Source organism: Synechococcus sp. H55.10, assembly GCF_047502715.1.
Lineage (GTDB): Bacteria > Cyanobacteriota > Cyanobacteriia > Thermostichales > Thermostichaceae > Thermostichus.
Map to the genome: position 1 here is coordinate 117,490 of NZ_JANSJJ010000080.1, position 21,241 is coordinate 138,730.

Below are 21,241 nucleotides of genomic sequence, written 5' to 3' on the forward strand. Positions count from 1 at the left end.
AGGTGCCTACTTGGGCTGTTTGTAGGCGGCAATGCTACTGGCAATGATCGCCTCGGCTTCGGCCAAGCCTTTCCAGCCCAAGATTTGGGTTTCCTTCTTTTCCAGGCGCTTGTAGGTGGCAAAAAACTCCGCAATCTCATCCAGGCGGTGCTGGGCAATGTCCTCCAGCTTGGTTACCGAAGCGTAGCGGGGATCCTTAGCGGGCACACACAGCAACTTCTCATCCGGATCCCCGCCGTCGATCATCTGCAGCATGCCCAACGGGCGCACCGTGACCACACAGCCGGGGAAGGTGGGCTGATCCATAATCACCAAGCCATCCAAGGGATCCCCATCTCCGGCCAGCGTGTTGGGCACAAAGCCGTAATCGTAAGGATACTGCACCGAGGAGTAGAGCACCCGATCCAGCGCCATCGCCCCCATGTCTTTGTCGAACTCATACTTGTTTTTGCTGCCGCCGGGGATCTCAATCAAAATGTTGAGCAGGCCGGGCTTCGGTTGGGCAGGGATCCGCGACAGGTCGATCACAGCAGGCACCCTCAAAGTGGGAATAGACAGCCAGAGGGTATTTTGACATACTCCCTGCCGCAAAAGATAGAGGGACGCTTTGCCGGGAGCAGCCAACCGGCGAGGCAGGCTCCTCAGCCGGCCTTCACATCCCTTCTCCCCCCATCGGGAGGTGCCCCATCCTCGATAAGACCGAAGACTTGGCCTTCGCCCCCAAGCATGCGGGATCCCGATCCAGCTTTTCGATCAATTGCGGACACACTCCCCGGGCAAGATTCGAACTTGCGACCAATCGGTTAACAGCCGACCGCTCTACCGCTGAGCTACCGAGGATTAAGCGTTTTCCATCATAGGAGAAAAAAGCACCGCTAGGCAACTGCCGATGAGGAGCTCTTGGGTGGCCTTGGGATCCCCAGTTCAGATTGTGCGTGGGTTTGTCAACCCTGCTCTAGCGGAAAGCCCGGGAAAACGTCCTCGTCAACCGGACGGAAGCCATTACAATAGGTTACGGACATTCGCCAGCACCCCCTCATGGACTTCGGAGTCGGATTCCTCTCCAACAACGTCATGCTGCCGATCCTGGACTTTTTCTATGGGATCGTGCCCAGCTATGGACTGGCCATTATCTTCCTGACGTTGGTGATCCGCTTTGCTCTCTACCCGCTCAATGTCGGATCCATCCGCAACATGCGACGCATGAAGGTGATCAACCCTGTCATGCAGCGGCGGATGCGAGAAATCCAGGAGCAGTATCGGGACGATCCGCAAAAGCTGCGCGAAGCCCAGGCCAAGCTGTACAGCGAGCTGGGGGCCAATCCCTTGGGGGGCTGCCTGCCGCTGCTCATTCAAATGCCGGTGCTGTTTGCCCTGTTTGCCACCCTGCGGGGATCCCCCTTTGCGGCGGTGACCTACGACGTCAACTTGCAGATCCTGCCGGCGGAGGTGGCGGCTGAGGTGGTGCCCGCTCCCTACGTTAGCCCCAGCAAGAACATTTTTGTGACCGATTCTCTCCATAAGCCGGTGGTGCTGGTGGTGCCTAAGGGTACCAAGATCGCCGTCGGGGAAGAGGTGCAATTTTTGCTGCAGGGGCCGGGGGGCAAGCCCTTTGAGCAGTTGGTGACAGAAGCAGGTGGGGATCCCAACCTGTTGCAGCCCACCTGGAAGATCACCAAAGGGGAAGATCGCGCCCAGATCCAGCCAGACGGCACCTTGCTGGCCCTGCAGCCGGGGGACGTGACTGTGCAAGTGTCGATTCCCGGTTTGGCCTCGGATACCGGTTTCCTGTTCATCGACAAGTTGGGCCGTGTGGGAGCCTTTGACCCGGATGGCACCATCCACTGGGACATCATTGCCATGATCGTCATCTTTGGGGTGTCCATTTACCTGAACCAGTACCTGACGAACGCCGGACAGGATATGGGCAAAGAGGATCCCAGCCAGAGTTCCATGGCTCGTGTTACCCCGGTGCTGTTCTCGGCGATGTTCCTGTTTTTCCCGTTGCCGGCGGGGGTCTTGCTCTACATCCTCGTCTCCAACATCTTCCAAACGGTGCAGACTTTCTTGCTCTCGCGGGAGCCATTGCCGGAGAACTTGCAGCAGTTGGTGGAAGAGGAGCGCCGTCGGGCTGCCCAGACAATAGCGGTGGAGGCCAAGGAAGTGGAGAAATCGAGCAAGCCCAGGGCAGCCAAGGAAGGCCGTGAATCCCTGCCCTTTGAGCCCTAGGGAAGCCTAGCTGCTGGGGTGGACTTGTTGAGTGTTGATAGCTCACTTTCAACGTTGGAAGCTGCCCAAGATGAGCCGCCCTAAGTCTTCTACGGGATCTGCCGCTAAGAAATCTGACTCCCCCAGCAAGTCCACCTTTGTGGCCAACCAAGAGCGAGCCAAGCAGTGGTTGCAGCAGGTGCTGATGGCCATGGGGATCGCGGCGGAGGTGCGGGTGGTGGGTGAGGTGTTGGAAATCGAGGCGGCTTCTTTGACTTCGGATCAGAAGCAACTCCTGCTCTCCAAGGTGTCTGCATCGCCCTTGCCGTCTTCCAGAGAGGCCGGTCTGGAGGAAGAGCGCTCTCCTGTGGTGCTGGATGCGTTGCAATACCTGGCCAACACCCTTCTCAACCTCAACCTGCCGGAAGACCAGCAGCAGCCCTATATTTTGGATCTGGACGGCTATCGTCAGCGGCGTTTGCAGGAGCTGAAGGCTTTGGTGGCTGCTGCTGTGGAAAAGGTGAGAGCCGGTGGCCGCGAATACGAGTTTCCAGATCTCTCGGCTGCTGAGCGGCGGCAGATCCACACGCTGCTGAAAGACCCTGCCTACGCCGATTTGGAAACCTTCAGCCGTGGTAAAGAGCCCGACCGTCGCCTGGTGATCCGACTGGCTTCCTCGTCCTGAAAATTTGGGCCGCGACCCGTTGAGCTCTCTTGCTACCCTGACAACAGGGATCTCTGCTACCCAAAACGTGCGAAGGAGGGGGCGCGATGTTAAGGCCCATTCGTCTATCCGATCTGCGGCAGATGCCAGGTCAGACCCAGGCGTTGCAGTTCAAGCAATTTTTTGCGGGCTTTGAGAGCTTGACCCCTGTCGAGGGATCCCTAGAAGTCAGCCATCGGGGCCACTTTCTCGAGGTCAGTGCCGAAGCCCACACCATTGTGACTCTCACCTGTCACCGTTGCCTACAGCAGTTTAACCACCGGCTGCATCTGGCAGTTGAGGAGATCATCCTGATCCGGGAGCCCAGTTCCGAGCCTCTGCCCTTGGAGCTGGAATTGCAAGACGAAGCAGATCTGCTGGAGAGCCTGCCCTGCAATGGTGAGCTGGATGTCGAAGACTGGATGTACCAGCACCTACATCTGCAGATGCCCCGCCAGTTGCCCTGCCGTCCCGATTGTCCGGGCATTGGGGTGGAATCTCCCGCGCCGGCGGTGGATCCCCGCTGGGCAGCTTTGGCTTCTTTCTTGAAAGATTCTCCCTAGCTTTTTTGAATGTTGCGTCCACAAGTTCTCTGGCGTTTTGCTCGGCCTCACACCGTCTATGGCACCAGCGCCAGCGTGCTGGGCCTCTACCTGTTGGCGGGGTTCGTGGCTGCCGGATCCCTGCAACCGGTTCTCTCGGCGCTGCCCCAATTGGGCTTGGCTTGGGCGGCCTGTTTGGCGGCCAACGTCTACATCGTCGGCTTGAATCAACTGACGGATGTGGAAATCGATCGCGTCAACAAACCCCATTTGCCCTTGGCTGCCGGATGCCTGAGTTGGCGACAGGGGCTGGGGATCGTCGTGGCTTGTGGGGCGGCGTCCCTCCTGCTGGCCGCGGCTGGGATCCCTTACCTGTTGCTGACGGTGCTGTTGAGCAATGGGATCGGCACAGCCTATTCGTTGCCCCCCTTGCGTTTGAAGCGGTTTCCGCTGGCGGCCTCGGCTTGCATTTACAGCGTGCGCGGTTTGATCGTCAATTTGGGCCTTTACAGCCATTTTCAGCAGGTGATGCAAGGAAGGGTCGAGCTTTCTGCTCCGATTGTTTGGCTAACGGGATTTATGTCGATTTTCGGCTTGGTGATCGCCCTTTTTAAAGATATTCCCGACATGGAGGGGGATCGCCAGTTTGCCATTGCCACCTTCTCATTGCGCTTTGGGCCAGAGCGGATTTCAAGGTTTTGTATCACCATTTTGGCCTTTTGCTATCTGGGGTTTATCGGGGTGGGGATCTCCTTGCCCCTCGCGGGCAACGGCCTCTGGCTGTTGATGGGTCATTTGTTAGGGCTGGGGATCCTCTTAGGCTATGGTGTCCACCTCGATCTCAGTCGCCGAGATGCGATCGTTGGTTATTATCAACTGATCTGGAAGTTGTTTTACTTAGAGTATTTGCTTTATCCTTGGGCTTTTTTCTCTTTTTTATAGAGCATTTTCCTGTAGCTAAGGATCTGCCCAAGCTCAGGCCAGAAAAAACCTAGAGATACCGCTTCATTTGGACTCGAAAGCGGCCTTTCTTTGTTTCGGCTACCTCTTCAATTTGCAGCCGGCCGCGGCCACGAATGGCGATCCAATCCTGAGGGCCAACGGTGTAGCTGGCTTGGGTAATGGGCTTCCAATTGACCCGCACTTCCCCCCGTTGGATTTCTTCCACCATCTTGCTGCGGGAGATGCCGAACCCGGCTGAGGCCACTGCATCCAAGCGCAAAGAGGCTTCCACGCTGGTGATGGATTTGACGCGGGGGGGTTGAACTTTCAACTGGCTCAGAGGGATCCGGCTCACTTTGACAGGCACCGTGCGCACCTGAGTCAGGTTGAGGCTGAGATAGTCCACCAGTTCGGGCACCACAATGGCCTGGGCACCTGAGTCTCCCAACACGAGGATGTCTCCCACCTTCTCGCGGGCGATGCCGGCTGCCAACAAGGCTCCCAGAAAATCCCGGTGGGTGGCCGGGTCGAACAGGAAGTTGCCTTGAATCTGCAGGGCGGCCAAGGGGATCCCTTCTTGATCGGGCTTTGGATCCCCGACCTCCAGACTCACTTCAGAGCGAGCCAGGGCCAAGCGTTGGCGCTCTGCCTGGGGGTACCCTCCCCAAGCCCACACTTGGAGTTCGGTCAAGTTGCGCAGCCGAGCTTGCACCTCGGCTAGTTCGGGTGGGGAAAGGAAGTCGCTCCAGACCACTTGCCAGGTTTTGAGGGCTTGGTCTCCCCAATCCAAGACCCGTGCCAGGGTTTCTCGATACTCTGCCCCTTGCAGTAAATCGGCTTTGGGTAGCATTTTGGGGTGCTTCGACTTTGTAGCTCAGTCCCGTTTTTCCCATGCTAAGCTAGATACCCGAAATCCTGGCGGGCGTAGCCAAGCGGTTAAGGCAGAGGATTGTGGATCCTCCATTCGTGGGTTCGATTCCCATCGTCCGCCCTTTCCCAGCCAGCCCTCACCTCTCTCCCAACGTGAGAGATGAGTTCATCCGCAGCTCAAGACCAAGGTTCCCACGGCGTCAATGGCAGCCGTCCAACCGGCGTCGATTACCGCAGTTGCCTCCGGCATCTCGACGATCGCCGGCCCGCGTAGTTGAAACCCCACACCCATGCGCTGCCGATCGTAGACCGGCACTGACCGCATCTGGCCGCCCATCCAGGCCTCTCGCCGCCCCTTGAGGGGATCCCCTGGCAAAGGGCAAGGTGCAGTCAGAGGCACGGTGGGCAGAGCCTGCACCGCCCGCAGACGCAACTGGATCGCCTCCACCGGCTGGGCCGAATCCTGCCAGCCATAGCGCTGCCGGTGGGCCTGGTGAAACTGTTGTTCCAGGCGAGCAATCGGCTCTGACAGGTGCACCGGGATCTCCAGCTCGAAAGACTGGCCGCGATAGCGCAAGTCCAAGCTAAAGTGCAGCGCCGGCTCTTGTAAGTCGGCTTGGGCCTGGCGGATCAGGGGTTCTGCCCACTGGGCTAGCAGGGATCCCCCTGAATCCGACGCCAGCCGCTGCAAGGGTTGTAGGATGGCCCGCCGGTAGTCCCGCCGCAGATCGGCCAAAGCCATGCCCAGTGCCGAGAGCACGCCACAGGCAGCCGGGATCAAGATCTTGCGGATGCCCAGCTCTTCCGCCAGAGCACAGGCATGCATGGGCCCAGCTCCACCAAAGGCCAGCAGGGCAAAATCGGCAGGATCCCAGCCCCGCTCCACGCTGATCACCCGCAAGGCCCGTGACATGGCAGCGTTGGCCAGGGTGCGAATGCCAACGGCAGTTTCCTGCAAGCTCAAGCCCAAGGGATCCGCCAGCGTGGCTATGGCTTGTTCCGCCAGCTCCCGCCGCAACTGGACGGAGTCGCCCAACCGACCGCCGTCCGGCAAGTACCCCAGCCAGAGGTTGGCATCGGTCACCGTGGGAGCCGTTCCCCCTCGGCCGTAGCCGGCCGGCCCGGGGTTGGAGCCGGCACTCTCCGGCCCCACCTGCAGCCCACCGCCCGGCAACAAAGAGGCCAGGGATCCGCCGCCGGCGCTGACGGTGTGGATATCGATTTGGGGCTGCTGCACCGGCAGGCCGCACACCACCGCTGACGGGCTGACCTGAGGGATCCCATCTTGGATGAGGGCTACATCGGTGCTGGTTCCCCCCATATCGAAGCTGAGCAAGTGGAGGTAGCCGCTCAGGCGACCCAGATAGGCCGCCCCGTAAACCCCACCTGCCGGCCCCGAGAGCAAAGCCACCGAAGCGTGGGCCGCCGCCTGGGCAATCGAGGTCACCCCGCCGGAAGACTGCATGATCAAGGGTTGGGGGATCCCTCTCTCTCGACATCCTGAATCCAAGCGGTGCAGGTAGCCCGCCAGCGCCGGGCTGAGGTAGGCATCGAGGGCGGTGGTGCTGAAGCGCTCGTATTCCCGAAACTCCGGCGCTACCTCGCAAGACAAGGAAACGTGCAAGTCAGGGAAAGCCTCTTTCAAAGCGGCTCCCAGCCGCTGCTCATGCTCTGGGTAGAGAAAGGAAAACAAAAACCCCACCCCCACGGCGCGGATCCCGTCCTGCCGCACCCGCTCGCCCACCGCCTGGATCACGCGGCGGATCTCCTCCTCGGTCAGCGGCTCCAACACCCCGTCCACGCTGCAACGCTCCTTCACCTCCAGGCAACAGTGGCGGGGTACCACCGGCTCCGGCTTGGGCTGCGTCAAGTCATACAGAGAGGGGCGGTTTTGACGGCCAATGGCCAGCACATCGCGAAAACCCGCCGTGGTCAGAAACAGGGTGGGGGATCCCTTGCGCTCCAGCAGCGCGTTGGTGGCCACCGTCATGCCATGGCAGAACAAGTCAACCCAGAGCCCCCCTTTGAGCGCACCCAGCTTGTCCAGCGCTGCCAAGACCCCCTCCTCAGGGCTAGGTGTAGAGAGCACCTTCGCCGTCTGAATCTGGCCATCCTGCAAGAGCACCAGATCGGTAAAGGTGCCGCCCACATCGATCCCCAAGCGAGCCCAGCCTCGGCTTGCTGTCATCTGATCCAGATTGGTCGGATGTGACATACTCCCGACTCACGCCTAGTGATTTGGTACCTTGAAGCGGGGCTTGCCGGAACTGTCACCCTTATCGTATCTTCCCATAGGGCATTCCCCCAGCGCCCTGGCTCTGATCCCGACAGCCATCCTGAGGATAGGGTGCGGGGTTTCCCGCCAAAAAAAGATCCCCAAGAGGGGATCCCAATCGAGCCGATCACCAATCGGTTGGATTGCCGAGACTTTTACTTGTTGGGCTGAGGGGTGACCCGCAGGTAGGGCTTAATTTCCTTGTAGCCTTTCGGGAACTTTTCTTTGAGCACTTCCGGATCTTTCAGCGAAGGCGGGATAATGACATCGTCGCCGTCTTTCCAGTCGGCAGGGGTGACGACGCTGTACTTATCCGTCAACTGTAGAGCATCGATGGCCCGCAAAAGCTCGTCGAAGTTGCGGCCCGTGCTGGCCGGATAGGTGAGGATGAGGCGTATCTTCTTGTTGGGATCGATAACGAATACCGAGCGCACCGTCAAGGGCAGCCCTTCCTGGTTGAGGTTGGTTTGATCCAACATGCCGTAGAGCTGCGAGACCTTGCGGTCAACGTCCGCCAAAATCGGGTAGGTCAAGGTAGCGTTCTGGGTTTCTTCAATGTCTTTCACCCAGCCAACGTGGGAGTCCACATCGTCCACACTGAGGGCCAGCACCTTCACCCCTCGCTTTTCAAATTCGGGCATCAGCTTGGCAACAGTACCCAGCTCGGTGGTGCAGACCGGCGTGTAGTCGGCAGGGTGGGAGAACAACACTACCCAGCTATCCCCGGCCCAGGAATAGAAGTCGATTTCGCCGTGGGTGGACTTTTGCGTAAAATTGGGAGCCGTATCGCCAAGTCGGAGAGACATACGCTCTTTCTCCTCAGTAAAGGGTTCAGTCCGGTGAGGTCAGGATCCGGATCCTTGCATCGATCCGTCTGCTGTCTATTTTGCCACAAAAACTCCACTTTTCCGAGCGGATTTTAGGTGATTTTAAGATCATCGCCAACTTGCCCGCAAGGTGAGAAGCCCTTTCCTAATGTGAACAATTGTTGTGGGCAGTCTTAACATTCTGTAGTTTCCTTACAGGCTGCAACGGCGGCATGCTAGGGGTATTGTAGGCAACAGAATCTAGCTCCTCTGCTGAGGTCATGGGATCGATGGAAAGCCTAGAAGCAGCTACACCTTACAGCCTGGCCACCCTGTGGGCCCAAAAATATGTAGACAAGTTGCGGGCGCAGGCGGCCTTGGGCGAGCTGCCAGGTACCCAATTAGCCGACAAAGTGAAGGGATCCCTGCGCTTTGCCAGCTCCCAGGCCTGGGCAAAAACGGAGCGGCTCTTGGCTGCTGAAATCCCGAGGCAGCGGCTGGATCCGGACTTGATCGATCCCTGGCAAATTGCCGAGGATTCCCGCGAGTTATTTGAAAAGGCAGCGGAAAGTTGGGGGGAGGGCCTCTCCCCGGCCCGCTTTTCGGTAAAGATCGCGCCGTTCTGTGGACGGCTGCGGGCCCGCTACAGTGAACGGGATCCGCGGGTGCTGGGCTTTTTAAGTATGCAATTCCACTACACGGGGCAAATGGTCTCGCAAGCCTTGTCACCTCAGGAGCGCGGCCTCTTCCAACCTTACTTGAAGGTCATGGACGACCACCTGTACATGCCCCTACAAAGAATGTATGAGAATGCCGCCGCCCATGCAGGCGATACCTTTTCCGCCCCCCTGGCTGCCGTGCAAGAGCTCTTGCCCCTGATTACCGGTGTGGCAGAGTCTATCTGTGCTGAGGTGGCGCAGCGTTTTCCGAACTATCACTGTGAAAGCGGCCTCTTGACGGATCTGGAAGTGCGGATCTCCAGCATCCGCGATGCGGAGATGTTCCAGGTGTACCTGGGCCTCTGTGCCCTGGAAGGCAGTGTGATGGCTGTGCAGCAGGAGCTGTTTCCCCTTTGTGTGATGCTGTACCCCCCTTTGAAGGTGGAGTGGAAACTGGTGCGGCAGATGCTGGAGCTTTTGGGCGAGGCGCTGCGCTTTCAGCTCACCCCGGCCAGCTACACTGTCCTGCTGCCTTATCTGCGAGCCGTGCAGGGCATGTTCTCGCTGGAGGTTTTCCCCGAAAGCGACCTGCTCTGGAGCCATCATCCCGATGTGCTGCGCTATATGGGAACGGCGCAGAACCTGTTGCAAGAACTGATGGGTCAAGAAGTCACTTGAAAATCCTCACGCTTGTGCACTTCTGTCTTTGCAGCAGGACAGGCTGTTAGGCTATCGCTATTCCAATCCGCTGGGATCTACGGATTGTCCAGGAAAGGGTTGGGATCCACCAGCTCGGCCACAAATTGGTGCAGGATGGGCAGGTAGCGCTCCCCGGCCACCTGGAGCAAGTTGTTGTGATCGGCTCCCTCGATGGGCACCAAACGCTTGGGATCCCGTGCTGCTTGGTAAAGGGCTTCGGCATGCCAGAAGGGGATCAAGCGATCCTGAGTGCCGTGCAAAATCAGCAGCGGACAATTGATCTGGGCAATGCGGCTGAGGTTGTCGAAGCGATCAAAAGGCAGCAGGGGGATGCGGGTCAAGACGCGAAAAGCGGTTACAAAGGTGGATTCCAGGATCAAGCCACCCACCGGCTTTTGGGCTGCCAAGTAAACTGAGGGCCCACCTCCCACCGAGCGTCCGTAAAGCAAAATCCGCCCCGGCGGGATCCCCTGATCTCGTAGGTAAGCGTAGGCCGCTTCAATGTCTTTGTAGGCGCCGGCCTCGGAAGGGATCCCTTCGCTGGTGCCGTAGCCGCGGTAGTCGTAGGCCAAGACGGCAAACCCCCCCTGCTGCAGCTTCCTCAGGCGCGGCAGGATATCCCCCAAGTCCTCGGCGTTGCCGTGGCTGTAGAGGAGGGTATAGGTGGCTGCGGGATTGGGCAGGTAGACTGCCGAAATCTGCAGGCCATCGGCGGTGGTGAGCTTGAGAATGGCGTCCCCATCCTGGTAGCTGGCGGGGCGGGGCAAAAAGATCAGCTGCTCTGATTGAAATCGGCCCAGCCAGAGCAGGTAGCCGTATACCCCTAGGCCGATGAGCAGCAAGGATGGCCCCAGCCGCAGTCCCAGAAAGGATGCAAAAATCAAAGGCTTGCCCATTGCTCCTTCCCCTCACCCCCAACCCCTCTCCCAGAGGGAGAGGGGGGCGGCGACGTCGAGCACTTCAGGATTCGGCTGGCAGGGCAGAACATTTCCAGAGGCAAACCCCAATCCAGTTAACCAAAGTATGGGCGACGATGGTTACCAACAGGTTTCCCGATAGCCACACGCCCAGCCCCAGGAGGATGCCCACGGCGCTGGCCCAGACGGCATAGGGCCAACCCTGCCACTCTAGCCAGTGCAAAACCCCAAACAAGAGGCCGCTCAGGAGGATCCCGCCTGTCCACCCCAAGGGGCTGGCCACTAGGGATCCCATCAGCACGCCGCGAAACAGCCATTCCTCGCTCCAGGCCGGCAGCACCCCCACCCAGAAGACGTCTCCCCATTGCAAGGGATCCGCCACCAGGTGCAAGTAGGCGGAAGCCGCCCGGCGATAGGCTGGCCAAAGCCAGTAGGCCCCGCCGCTGAGCAGCGCCACCCCCAGCCCCAGCGCCGCTCCCCAGGCGATGGCCAGCGGATCCCAACGGAAGGGCACGCGGAGGGATCCCAGCCAGATCCAGAGACCGGCAATAAGCGCCAGGATCAGGCTGGTTAGGCCCATCCCGATCAGGATCTGTTGGCGGGTACAGGGCTGCATCTTGGCACTCATGGGAGGAGCCTATTCCCAGCGTAGAGCGAATCCCGACAAGAACGGCTGCCCGAATCCACACTGGCAGCGGGGAACACTCTCAGTTGATGCTCTCCCCAGCCCTAGAGAGCGGGGTTTGCGCCGCCCTTGTCTCGGTCAAGGGGGTAGGAGCTTGGGATCCCCCCTCTCCTTTAAGGCAAGTGCTGCCTCAGCAACTGGGCGTGCTGGGCCGATCGCTCCACCCAAACAGCCACTTGGTCAGGGCTGAGGGCTGGCCCGTCGGCATAGCAGGCCAGCCAAGCCTGGCACAAGGCTTCAGGATCTTCTGGGATCGCCTCGAGATCCCAGCCGGGCATGCCCAATTCCCCGAGCAGCGTTTTTACTTTGGGATCGTAGCTGAGGCCAAAGCAGGCGCAACCCTCAGCCGCCGCCATCACCAAGCCGTGGTAGCGCATAACGATTGCCAATTTCACCCCCCGAAAGACCCCCTTTAAAAGACAGGGATCCCGAATCTCCAAAACCCGGCTGTGGCCGGGCAGGCGCTGTTGCAGCTGTTGCGCTAAGCAGTAGTCTGGCCCCAGGTCGGGGGATCTGGGAGGAGCCAGTTGGAAGGGCAGCAAAAGGAGATAGGCCCCCGTCGAGACCTGGAGGCGCCTCAAGCCTTCCGCCAAAGTCTCAAGTCGCGCTGGAGTGAGCTGGGGATGCTGCCGCAAGACCACGGCAATGCGGGGCTGAGGCCATCTTTCCCACTCCGGCAGGGTTTCGGCGGGCAGGCCCCAAACCGGATCCGGGGCCACCTGGTGGGGGATCCCCCACTCCTCAAGGTAGTGGGAGGCCACCCCATCACGCACACTGATGGCCGTACAACCTGCTAGAGACCGGCGGGCCAGCTCGCGGATCCAGCCCCGCTGCAAGGGGCCGATCCCCTGGGCCCAAGCCAAGGTTTTCAGCCCCCGCCGCTGGGCCCAGAGCATCAACCCCAGATAGTAGAGCGGGCTGCGCCAACTGGTGCGATCCTGCAGCAGGCTGCCCCCACCCCAGATAAAAGCTTGAGACTGCCTCAGATAGCGCCGCAAAGCCCATCCATCGAAGCGCGGGCAGGCCATCACCCCATAGGTGGCAGCCGTTTCCGCAGGGCGGGGAGAAAGCACCACCGGCTGTACGGGGTTGGGCAACTGCCGGAGCTGCTGCAGCAAAGCCAGCAACAGGGCCTCGTCGCCGGCATTGCCGTAGCCGTGGTAGCCACATATCAAAACCTGGGGCTGCTTCATCGAGCCCACTTGGCTGAAAGAAGCTGGCCTGGGATCGCTAGATGGCAAGTTTAATCCTGCCAAAACAGCAGTGGCCGCCTTCAACTCTTGCCGCAGCTTGGTATCCTCCATCTCGGCGATTGCTCTGGCCACCTGCCGCAGACGGGGCTCTGGATCGTCCGGCTCTGCCAGTACCGCCAGGGGCAAAAGGCCAGGGTATTGGGATAAAACTTCTGGATCCTGTTCCCACAGGCGCAAGACCTCAAAGCGATGGGATAGGGATCCCCGTTGGAAAGAAGTTTGGTACACCCGTTCCGACTGGGTTTTTCTCAGGTAGACGACAACCTGCCGCACCTCCTGGGCAGGATAGCGGCGATACAGGCGCAGGCAGTAGTCTGCCATGCGAAAGGGGATCTCGGGATCCGGATCGGTTTGGAACTCGAGGTGCAGGATCAGATTTTGGGTCCTCAAGAGGATGAGGGAATCGGCTCTGATGGGCTCGCTGGAGAGCTCTGTTGGCTGGATTTGGGCCAAGGGAACCGGGGATCCCAGTAGCCAGCGGGCAAAGGAGTCGGGAAACCACTCTACCAGGTACTTGCAGACGTTGTCGTAGGCCATGGGATCCCTTGGCTGGCCGGGATCAGCCGTAGTAGCCTTGGTTGATGCGGTTTTCCAGTTGGTTGGCCCCCTCTTGGTACTCCCCAAACACGAAGTTCTCCGCGTTCGCCTTGATCAAGGCCTTCTGCTGCTCCGTCAATTCTGGGATCTGCAACATGTCCTCCAGGCTGTTGTAGGGAGCATTTTTCACCAGAATACGGGCCAGGGTGGGATAGAAGCCGGGCAACTGGCGGTAGTTGCGCAGGATGGTGTTGTTCACGTCGATGGGAGTGTCGAGGTGTTTCACTGGCGGAAGCTCTGCCGCCACGGCCGGGATCCCCAAGGGGGCCAAGCACAGACAGAGCATCAACAGGATAGACACCAAAGCAGACAACAGCCGACGCATAGCACCACCTTTGCAGACAAGGTTGAAAGCAGTCATGACAACGCTCAGGGGATAGGTCGCTAACATTCTCCGACCATTCAGTGTCTCATCCCCGCTACCCCGAATCGAGACCCAGATTCAGATTTGGATCCCGTCAGAAATAATTTTTAACAACTATGATCGGGGAATAGCCTTTTGGCGGCTGACCAACTGCTCATCGCTTTTGTTTTGCCCCATGTCCGACTCCACCATCCTCCATCCCCTCAGCCCCTCTCTCTCTGCCGCCGATCCAGAGCTAGAGCTGCTAGAGCAGAGAGAACTCTTCGTCTGGCGGCACATCGGGCCAGACGCCCAGCAAATCCGTCAGATGTTGCAGGCCTTGGGGCTGAGCTCTCTACGGGAATTAGTGGATAAGGCGGTGCCGGTGGCGATTCGCAGCAGCCGACCCCTGCACCTGGGATCCCCCAGCAGTGAGCAGCAAGTATTGGCAGAACTGAGGGCAATGGCGGCCCAGAACCAGGTGTGGCGCTCCTTTTTGGGCATGGGCTATTCCAACTGCCTGACGCCGCCGGTGATCCAGCGCAACATTCTGGAGAACCCCGGCTGGTACACCCAGTACACCCCCTACCAGGCGGAGATCGCCCAGGGGCGGCTAGAGGCCCTGCTCAATTTCCAGACGATGGTGATCGATCTAACAGGCATGGAGATCGCCAATGCCTCCCTGCTGGACGAAGCCACTGCTGCCGCTGAGGCTATGAGCCTGGCCTACGCCCTGGCAGGCAAGGGATCCCAGGTCTTCTGGGTGGATCGCGGCTGCCATCCCCAGACCATTGCCGTCGTGCAGACGCGGGCAGAGCCCTTGGGGATCCAGGTGCGTGTGGCGGATCCTTCCCAGTTTGAGCTTGGGAACGGCTTTGGTGTGCTCTTGCAGTATCCCAACACCTATGGAGAGATCCAGGATTACCGCAAGCTGGCGGAGCAGGCCCACCAAAGAGGGATGGTGGTGGCCGTAGCTGCTGACTTGCTCAGCCTGACTCTCTTGCAACCGCCAGGGGAGTGGGGGGCAGACATTGTGGTGGGATCCACCCAGCGCTTTGGGGTGCCCCTGGGCTACGGCGGCCCCCACGCTGCCTACTTTGCCACCCGCGAGGCCCACAAACGGCTGCTGCCGGGGCGGCTGGTAGGGATCTCCCAAGATGCCCAGGGCAGGCCGGCCCTGCGCCTAGCCCTACAAACGCGGGAGCAGCACATCCGCCGCGACAAGGCCACCAGCAACATCTGCACCGCCCAGGTGCTCTTGGCGGTGGTGGCCTCCATGTATGCCGTCTATCACGGCCCGCGCGGCCTGCGGCAAATTGCCGAACGCATCCATCGCCAGGCCCATCACCTGGCCGCCGGGATCCGGGATCTGGGCTACAGGGTGGGGCCAGAGTATTTCTTCGACACCTTTTGGGTGAAGGCAGAGTCCCCCGAACAGGTCGGCCAGATCCAAGAGCGGGCCGCCCAGCGGCGCATCAACCTGCGGCGGATCGACGAGACAACTCTAGGGATCAGCGTGGACGAGGCCACAACCTCTCAAGATCTGCGCGATCTCTGGGAAATCTTCGCTGGCTCCAAGGAGCCAGCCTGGGATCCCGAAGGCCTGAGTTCGGATCCCCACCAAAGCCTGCCGCCTCAGCTCTTGCGCACCACCCCCTACCTCACCCATCCGGTGTTTAACCGCTACCACTCGGAAACGGAGCTGCTGCGCTATATCCACCGCCTGCAGAGCCGGGATCTCTCCCTTGTCCACTCCATGATCCCCTTGGGCTCCTGCACCATGAAGCTAAACGCCACAGCCGAGATGCTGCCCATAACCTGGCCGGAGTTTGCCCAGCTCCATCCTTTTGCGCCTCTGGAACAAGCTCGCGGCTATCAAACCCTCTTTGCCCAGTTGGAGCGAATGCTGGCAGAGATCACGGGCTTTGCCGGCGTCTCCCTCCAGCCCAACGCCGGATCCCAGGGGGAATATGCCGGCTTGCTGGCCATTCGTCGCTACCACCAGGCCCGCGGGGAAAGCCAGCGCCAGGTGTGCCTGATCCCCACCTCCGCCCATGGCACCAACCCCGCCAGCGCTGTCATGGCCGGGATGCAGGTGGTGAGCGTGGCCTGCGACAGGGCCGGCAACATCGACCTCGAAGACCTGCGGGCCAAGGTGGAGCAGCACCGGGAACGGCTGGCCGCCCTGATGATTACTTACCCCTCCACCCATGGGGTGTTTGAGGAAGGGATCCGCGAGATTTGCCAGATAATCCACGAGGCCGGGGGGCAGGTGTACATGGATGGGGCCAACCTCAACGCCCAAGTGGGCCTCTGCCGTCCTGCGGAGCTGGGAGCCGATGTCTGCCATCTCAACCTGCACAAGACCTTCTGCATCCCCCACGGCGGGGGCGGGCCGGGGGTGGGGCCTATTGCCGTTGCCCGTCATCTCCTGCCGCATTTGCCCGGCCACCCGTTTTTGCCTGGTTGCAACGGCCCGGTCAGTGCTGCCCCCTGGGGCAGCGCCAGCATCCTGCCCATCTCCTGGGCCTACATCCGCCTCATGGGATCCGCTGGCCTCACCCTGGCCACCCAAGTGGCCCTCCTCAACGCCAATTACATCGCCAAGCGGCTGGATCCCTACTACCCGGTGCTCTACAAAGGGCCGGGGGGATGGGTGGCCCACGAGTGCATCCTGGACCTGCGCCCCCTCAAGAAAAGCGCCGGCATTGAGGTTGAGGATGTGGCCAAGCGGCTGATGGACTACGGCTTCCACGCCCCCACCATCTCCTGGCCAGTGCCGGGGACAATGATGGTGGAGCCCACCGAGAGCGAATCCCTAGAAGAGCTGGATCGCTTCTGCGAGGCAATGATTGCCATTCGCCAGGAGATTGCTGCCATTGAGCGGGGCGAGATGGATCCCGTGCGCAACCCCCTTAAACTTGCCCCCCACACCGCCGAGGTAGTGGTCACCGATCACTGGGATCGCCCCTACCCTCGATCCCTAGCCGCCTACCCCCTCCCGTGGGTCAAAGACCGTAAGTTCTGGCCCAGCGTCAGCCGCATCGACAACGCCTACGGGGATCGCCACCTGGTGTGCAGTTGTCAGCCCTGGCTGGAAACCCGATCCTTTAGCAGTGACGTCGAAGGATATCTGCTTTGACACGCCCGATCTCTTTTCCTGCCGCCGAAGTGGATCCCAGGGCTTGGAGCCTTGAGGAAAAAGTTGGGCAACTGTTCCTGGTTTATTTTGAGGGAGCCGAGTTTTCCCCTGCCCTCGAGGAGATGATCCGGAACTGCCACGTGGGCGGTCTGATCTTCTATTCGATTGCCGGAAACATTCAAACGTTGCCCCAGGTAGCCCAACTCATTGCCGCAGCTCAAGCACAAGCCCGTATCCCCTTGTGGATAGGCATTGATCAAGAGGGGGGGCCGGTGGTGCGCCTCACCGAGGGGGTAACCGTGTTTCCCAGCGCCATGGCGGTGGCAGCGGCGGGATCCCTGGCGAAGGCGGAAGCGATGGCCCGTGCGGTGGGAACGGAGCTGAAAAGTTTGGGGTTTAACCTCAACTTCGCCCCCGTTGTGGATGTGAACAGCAACCCCCACAACCCCATTATCGGCATCCGCGCCTTTGGGTCGGATCCGAAACAGGTAGCGGACTATGGCCTGGCCCTGTGGCGTGGCTACCGGCAAGCCGGGATCCTCTGCACGCCCAAACATTTTCCCGGCCATGGGGACACCGACCTCGATTCCCACCTGGGGTTGCCGCGGGTGGATCGCCCTCTGGAGGCGCTACAGGCCACGGAGCTGCGCCCGTTCCAGGCTTTGATCCGGGCAGGCACAGAGGCGATGATGACGGCGCATGTGGTGATGCCGGCCCTGGGATCCGCTAGCGCTACGCGACGCTTCCGCGAACGCGACAGCAGGACGCAGTCTTTGCGGCCGGCAACGCTGGCCCCTGAGGTGGTGTCGGGTTGGTTGCGGCAGAAGCTGGGGTTCAAGGGGCTTGTTCTGACGGATTCCCTGACCATGGGGGCCGTTGCCCGCAGCTATGGCATTCCCAAAGCGGCAGAACTGGCCTTCCGGGCAGGGGCCGATGTGCTCCTATTTGGGGCTGATCCCGGCTTTAGCCCGGCCATCCAAAAAGAAGCCTACGCCCATCTGCTGCAACAGTTTCGCGCTGGGCATTTGTCAGTTGAACAATTGGATCGGTCGGTGGAGCGGATTTTGAACTTGAAGCGGCGCTACGGACTGGGATCCCCCTGCCCCCCTTTCCCCCCTGCCGGCCTGGAAGAGCACCAAGCGCTGGCCCGCCAAATCGCTCAAGACAGCATCACGCTCCTGCGGGGATCCCTACCCCCTTTGGCCCCCGACCCGCTGCTCATCACTCCTGTGCCTCTTCTGGGGGATCTTCTCCAAAACGCCCGGCCTGCTGCTCAAATTCTCAAGATCAGCCCAGAGCCTACCCCTGAGGATTGGCAAACAACCCTGCAAAGGGCGCCAAGAGCTGACCAAGTGCTGGTGGGCTCCCTTGATCTATTTCGTTACCCACTTCAGAGGGAGTTGCTGGGATCCCTTCCTCCCGAAAAGGTGATCGGGTTGGCTTTGGGATCCCCCTACGATGCCTTTGCCCTGCCCCAGATCCCGGTTTATTTGGCCTGCTATGGCTCTACCCCTGTCTCGCTGCAGGCGCTGCTCCAGGTGTTGCTGGGGCGGATCCCGGCCCGGGGTCGCTTGCCGGTGGAATCCCTTAGCAGCGGTCGAGGCTGCTGATGTTGCGCCGCGCCAGGGTGGGCACTGTTCGCTTCACCAAGCCCGTCAGGACATTGCCGGGGCCGATTTCCCACACCTCTTGGATGCCGTCGGCAGCCATCTGCAGCACTGTCTCTCGCCAGCGGACAGGGGCGGTCATCTGGGACAGCAGCGCCTGCTTGAGAACCGCGGGATCCCGGCTGGGGGTGGCGGTGCAGTTGCTGTAGACCGGCACTCGCGGAGCCTGAAAGTCAACCGCACGCAAGGTGTGGGCAAAGGTTGCCGCCGCCGCCTGCATCAAGGGCGAGTGAAAGGCGCCGCTGACTTTGAGAGGAACGGTGCGCTTGGCCTGCAACTGCTCACAAACAGCCTGCACCCCCTCGACCGAGCCGCTGATCACCACCTGATCCGGGCTGTTGTCGTTGGCCAGGGTAACTTCAGGGATCATCTGGCACAGGTGCTCCAGCTTGTCGCGATCAAACCCCATCACCGCCGCCATGCTGCCCGGCGGATCCCCTGCGGCTTCCATCAATCGGCCCCGCAGCGCCACCAGCCGCAGGCCAGTCTCAAAATCAAATACCCCGGCGGCGTAGAGGGCGCTATATTCTCCCAAGCTGTGGCCGGCTGTGCAGGCGGGAGCCTGCCCCTGGGCATAGAGATAGTCCGTCAGCAGGGCCGACACCGTAAACAAAGCCGGCTGCGTGTAGACAGTTTGATGGATCTGCGCTTCCGACAGCGCCAAGGGATCCCATCCCAGCATCTCGCGGGCCCAAGCCAACTTCTGGGCCGCCCCTGGCCAATCTTGTAAGTCTTTTCCCATCCCCACCGCTTGGGATCCCTGGCCGGGATAGATCCAGGCAACGGTCATCAATTCATTTCCCCCAACGAAAGACAATCGCTCCCCAAGTGAGGCCGGCGCCAAAGCCCGCCATCACCCCCAGATCGCCAGCGCCAAAGCGCCCCTGCGCGATCCAGGTGGCCAAGGCAATCGGCACCGAAGCGCCGGAGGTGTTGCCGTACTGTTCCAGGACGCTGGCCACCCGTTGTGGATCCAACTGCAGGCGCTTGGCCACGGCATCGAGAATGCGCTGGTTGGCCTGGTGGATAAAGTACCCCTGAACCGCCTCCGCCGGGATCCCGGTCCGAAAGAGAACTTTCTCGATAATCTCCGGCACCACCTGGACGGCAAATTTGTACACCTCGCGGCCATTCATGGCAATGGGGCAGCAGCGGTATTGACCCACCTGCAGGGATCCCACCAGGGGCCTGGCCTCGGTGGCCATGGACAAGCTGAGCAGCTCGCTGCCGCTGCCATCGCTGCGCAGCTCAATGCCGAGGATGCCGCCAGCTCCCGCTTCCCCCGCTTCCAGCACCACCGCCCCCGCCCCATCCCCAAACAGGACACAGGTGGTGCGATCCGCCCAATCCACCGTGCGGGAGAGGACATCCGCCGCCACCACCAGCGCCCGCCGGTACAGACCGGTTTGCAAAAACTGCGCTGCTGTGGCCACGGCAAACACAAACCCTGTGCAGGCTGCCGTCAGATCAAAAGCCACCGCCCCCGTTGCCCCCAGCGCCGCCTGTACCTGTGGAGCCGAGCCGAAGCGATCGACAGCGGTGGAAGTGGCCAGCAGGATCAAATCCAATTCTCGGGGCGGGATCCCGGCTTGATCCAGAGCGGCCCTTGCCGCCTGAGCCGCCAAGTCCACCAAACTCAAGTGGGGAGGGAGAATACGGCGTTGACGGATACCAGTGCGGGGCCAGATCCACTCATCGGAAGTTTCCACAATCTGGCTGAGGTCTTCGTTGCTCAGGCAAGGCTCCGGCAGGGCAGCCCCCACCCCCACCAGCCGCACCGTTGGGAGGCCATTGCTGGGCATGGACGCTATCCTTCCACCCGATCCAAAGGTCGCAGAGGCAGCACCTCTGAGCTGCAGTCAGAGGCAGACTGAAAAGGCCGGGCGCGCCGCTCGGAACTGGGATGAGACTCGCGAGGATCGGCCATTTCCGCTTGCAGTCGCTGCAGGATTTTTTGCTCCGCCGCTTCTTTGGCCAAACGAATGGCATGGTAGACCATCGGCGCCTTGGAGCTGCCGTGGGTAATGACGCAGATGCCGTTCACTCCCAGCAGCAGAGCGCCGCCGTATTCCACATAGTCCATGCGCCGCTTCACCTGCTTAAGGTTGGGCCGCAGCAGCCAGCAGCCCAGCTTGCCGCGCCAACCGCGGGGCAGCTCCTCCCGCAGCACCTGGGTGATCACCTGGCCGACGCTTTCGGCAAACTTGAGCAGGGCATTGCCGACAAAGCCGTCGCACACCACCACGTCAAACTCCCCGGTCAGCACGTCCCGCCCCTCGGCATTGCCGGCAAAGTGGATCCCTGGCAACTGGCTCAAGCGCTGGTGAGTAGCCAGGGCCAAGTCGTTGCCTTTGTTGGGCTCCTCGCCGATGTTGAGCAGGCCCACCCGCGGCTTCTCGATCCCCAACACACACTGGCAGTAAAGGGATCCCATGCGGGCAAACTGTTCCAAAAAGCGGGGCCGGCAGTCTACGTTGGCGCCCACATCCAAAAGCAGCACCGGCTTGCCCTTCAAAGTGGGCAAAAGAGCGCCGATGGCGGGACGGTCGATTCCCCCCAGTCGGCCCAAATTGAGGTAAGCTGCAGCCATCGCTGCCCCGGTGTTGCCGGCGGCCACCACCGCATCCGCCTGGTTGGCCCGCACCTGTTGCATCGAGACGTTGATGGAGGCTTTGGGCTTCTTGCGCACCATCAAGGGCTCTTCTGCCATGCCCACCTTGTCCTCAGCGGGCACAAGGGTGATCCCGGCGGGCAAGGGCTGGGGCAGAAAGGGCTTCAGGGAATCCGGGCAACCCACCAGTGCGATCCCGACCCGAAGCTGTCGATGGGCCAGCAAGGCACCCTTGACGATCTCCTCGGGAGCATAGTCACCCCCCATCGCATCAACCGCAATTCGCACGAGCCGACCTCACATTGGAATGTCCTTGGCAACC

At 60.8% G+C, this 21,241-nt stretch carries 18 protein-coding genes and 2 tRNA genes; 8 read left to right on the plus strand and 12 right to left on the minus strand.

Features of this window, described 5'->3' with window-relative positions:
* Positions 1-6: 6 nt before the first annotated feature.
* Positions 7-525, minus strand: coding sequence for an inorganic diphosphatase (locus NW858_RS06460; protein ID WP_414332700.1), 519 nt, complete (start codon positions 523-525; stop codon positions 7-9).
* Between the two features lie 243 nt (positions 526-768).
* Positions 769-840: transfer RNA gene (locus NW858_RS06465), tRNA-Asn, on the minus strand.
* 198 nt (positions 841-1,038) lie between these two features.
* Between NW858_RS06465 and yidC the strand changes: the two genes are divergently transcribed.
* The 4 genes from yidC (at position 1,039) to NW858_RS06485 (ending at position 4,395) form a co-directional block, all read left to right on the plus strand.
* On the plus strand, positions 1,039-2,229 hold the full coding sequence (gene yidC / locus NW858_RS06470; protein WP_414332667.1) for a membrane protein insertase YidC: 1,191 nt from the start codon (positions 1,039-1,041) through the stop codon (positions 2,227-2,229).
* A gap of 70 nt (positions 2,230-2,299) precedes the next feature.
* Positions 2,300-2,893: a protein jag gene (locus NW858_RS06475; RefSeq protein WP_414520139.1), complete on the plus strand. Its 594-nt coding sequence runs from the start codon at positions 2,300-2,302 to the stop codon at positions 2,891-2,893.
* An 86-nt stretch (positions 2,894-2,979) separates the two neighbouring features.
* Positions 2,980-3,474, plus strand: coding sequence for a YceD family protein (locus NW858_RS06480; protein ID WP_414332671.1), 495 nt, complete (start codon positions 2,980-2,982; stop codon positions 3,472-3,474).
* Positions 3,475-3,483: 9 nt separating this feature from the next.
* Positions 3,484-4,395: a homogentisate phytyltransferase gene (locus NW858_RS06485; RefSeq protein ID WP_414520140.1), complete on the plus strand. Its 912-nt coding sequence runs from the start codon at positions 3,484-3,486 to the stop codon at positions 4,393-4,395.
* 49 nt (positions 4,396-4,444) lie between these two features.
* Here the strand turns inward: NW858_RS06485 and NW858_RS06490 are convergent, their stop codons facing one another.
* The gene (locus NW858_RS06490; protein ID WP_414332675.1) at positions 4,445-5,245 is read right to left on the minus strand and encodes a photosystem II S4 domain protein; all 801 of its coding nucleotides are present in this window, start codon (positions 5,243-5,245) and stop codon (positions 4,445-4,447) included.
* 68 nt (positions 5,246-5,313) lie between these two features.
* On the opposite strand from NW858_RS06490, the gene NW858_RS06495 reads away from it, so the two are divergent.
* A tRNA-His gene (locus NW858_RS06495) sits at positions 5,314-5,386 on the plus strand.
* A 45-nt stretch (positions 5,387-5,431) separates the two neighbouring features.
* Here the strand turns inward: NW858_RS06495 and NW858_RS06500 are convergent.
* Both NW858_RS06500 and NW858_RS06505 read right to left on the minus strand, forming a co-directional pair.
* Positions 5,432-7,453 (minus strand): hydantoinase/oxoprolinase family protein, encoded by a 2,022-nt coding sequence (locus NW858_RS06500; protein ID WP_414332677.1) that lies wholly within the window; start codon positions 7,451-7,453, stop codon positions 5,432-5,434.
* Between the two features lie 242 nt (positions 7,454-7,695).
* Positions 7,696-8,346 carry a peroxiredoxin gene (locus tag NW858_RS06505; protein WP_414332679.1) on the minus strand — a complete coding sequence of 217 codons (651 nt, stop codon included), beginning with the start codon at positions 8,344-8,346 and terminating at the stop codon, positions 7,696-7,698.
* Between the two features lie 281 nt (positions 8,347-8,627).
* Here NW858_RS06505 and NW858_RS06510 point away from each other — a divergent pair, with 281 nt between their 5' ends.
* Positions 8,628-9,683, plus strand: coding sequence for a hypothetical protein (locus NW858_RS06510; RefSeq protein ID WP_414520141.1), 1,056 nt, complete (start codon positions 8,628-8,630; stop codon positions 9,681-9,683).
* Between the two features lie 77 nt (positions 9,684-9,760).
* Here NW858_RS06510 and NW858_RS06515 read toward each other — a convergent pair whose 3' ends face one another.
* The 4 genes from NW858_RS06515 to psbU all read right to left on the minus strand — a co-directional run bounded on the left by NW858_RS06515 (position 9,761) and on the right by psbU (position 13,481).
* Complete coding sequence (locus tag NW858_RS06515) at positions 9,761-10,600, minus strand: alpha/beta hydrolase (protein WP_414520142.1); 840 nt, start codon at positions 10,598-10,600, stop codon at positions 9,761-9,763.
* Positions 10,601-10,664: 64 nt separating this feature from the next.
* Positions 10,665-11,249 carry a type II CAAX prenyl endopeptidase Rce1 family protein gene (locus NW858_RS06520; protein WP_414520143.1) on the minus strand — a complete coding sequence of 195 codons (585 nt, stop codon included), beginning with the start codon at positions 11,247-11,249 and terminating at the stop codon, positions 10,665-10,667.
* 170 nt (positions 11,250-11,419) lie between these two features.
* Positions 11,420-13,096: a polysaccharide pyruvyl transferase CsaB gene (gene csaB, locus NW858_RS06525; RefSeq protein WP_414520144.1), complete on the minus strand. Its 1,677-nt coding sequence runs from the start codon at positions 13,094-13,096 to the stop codon at positions 11,420-11,422.
* A 22-nt stretch (positions 13,097-13,118) separates the two neighbouring features.
* A complete protein-coding gene (gene psbU, locus NW858_RS06530) occupies positions 13,119-13,481 on the minus strand; it encodes a photosystem II complex extrinsic protein PsbU (protein ID WP_414336235.1) in 363 nt (120 codons plus the stop codon).
* Between the two features lie 214 nt (positions 13,482-13,695).
* Between psbU and gcvP the strand changes: the two genes are divergently transcribed.
* Complete coding sequence (gcvP, locus tag NW858_RS06535) at positions 13,696-16,641, plus strand: aminomethyl-transferring glycine dehydrogenase (RefSeq protein ID WP_414520145.1); 2,946 nt, start codon at positions 13,696-13,698, stop codon at positions 16,639-16,641.
* A complete protein-coding gene (locus tag NW858_RS06540) occupies positions 16,638-18,251 on the plus strand; it encodes a glycoside hydrolase family 3 protein (protein WP_414520146.1) in 1,614 nt (537 codons plus the stop codon). Before gcvP ends, NW858_RS06540 begins: the two co-directional genes overlap by 4 nt.
* Here the strand turns inward: NW858_RS06540 and fabD are convergent.
* The 3 genes from fabD to plsX are packed head-to-tail and all read right to left on the minus strand — an operon-like array spanning position 18,229 to position 21,207.
* On the minus strand, positions 18,229-19,098 hold the full coding sequence (gene fabD / locus NW858_RS06545; protein WP_414335103.1) for an ACP S-malonyltransferase: 870 nt from the start codon (positions 19,096-19,098) through the stop codon (positions 18,229-18,231). The genes NW858_RS06540 and fabD overlap by 23 nt on opposite strands.
* Before the next feature lie 4 nt (positions 19,099-19,102).
* The gene (locus tag NW858_RS06550) at positions 19,103-20,110 is read right to left on the minus strand and encodes a beta-ketoacyl-ACP synthase III (protein WP_414520147.1); all 1,008 of its coding nucleotides are present in this window, start codon (positions 20,108-20,110) and stop codon (positions 19,103-19,105) included.
* Positions 20,111-20,115: 5 nt separating this feature from the next.
* Positions 20,116-21,207 carry a phosphate acyltransferase PlsX gene (gene plsX, locus NW858_RS06555; protein WP_414520148.1) on the minus strand — a complete coding sequence of 364 codons (1,092 nt, stop codon included), beginning with the start codon at positions 21,205-21,207 and terminating at the stop codon, positions 20,116-20,118.
* Positions 21,208-21,241: the final 34 nt, after the last annotated feature.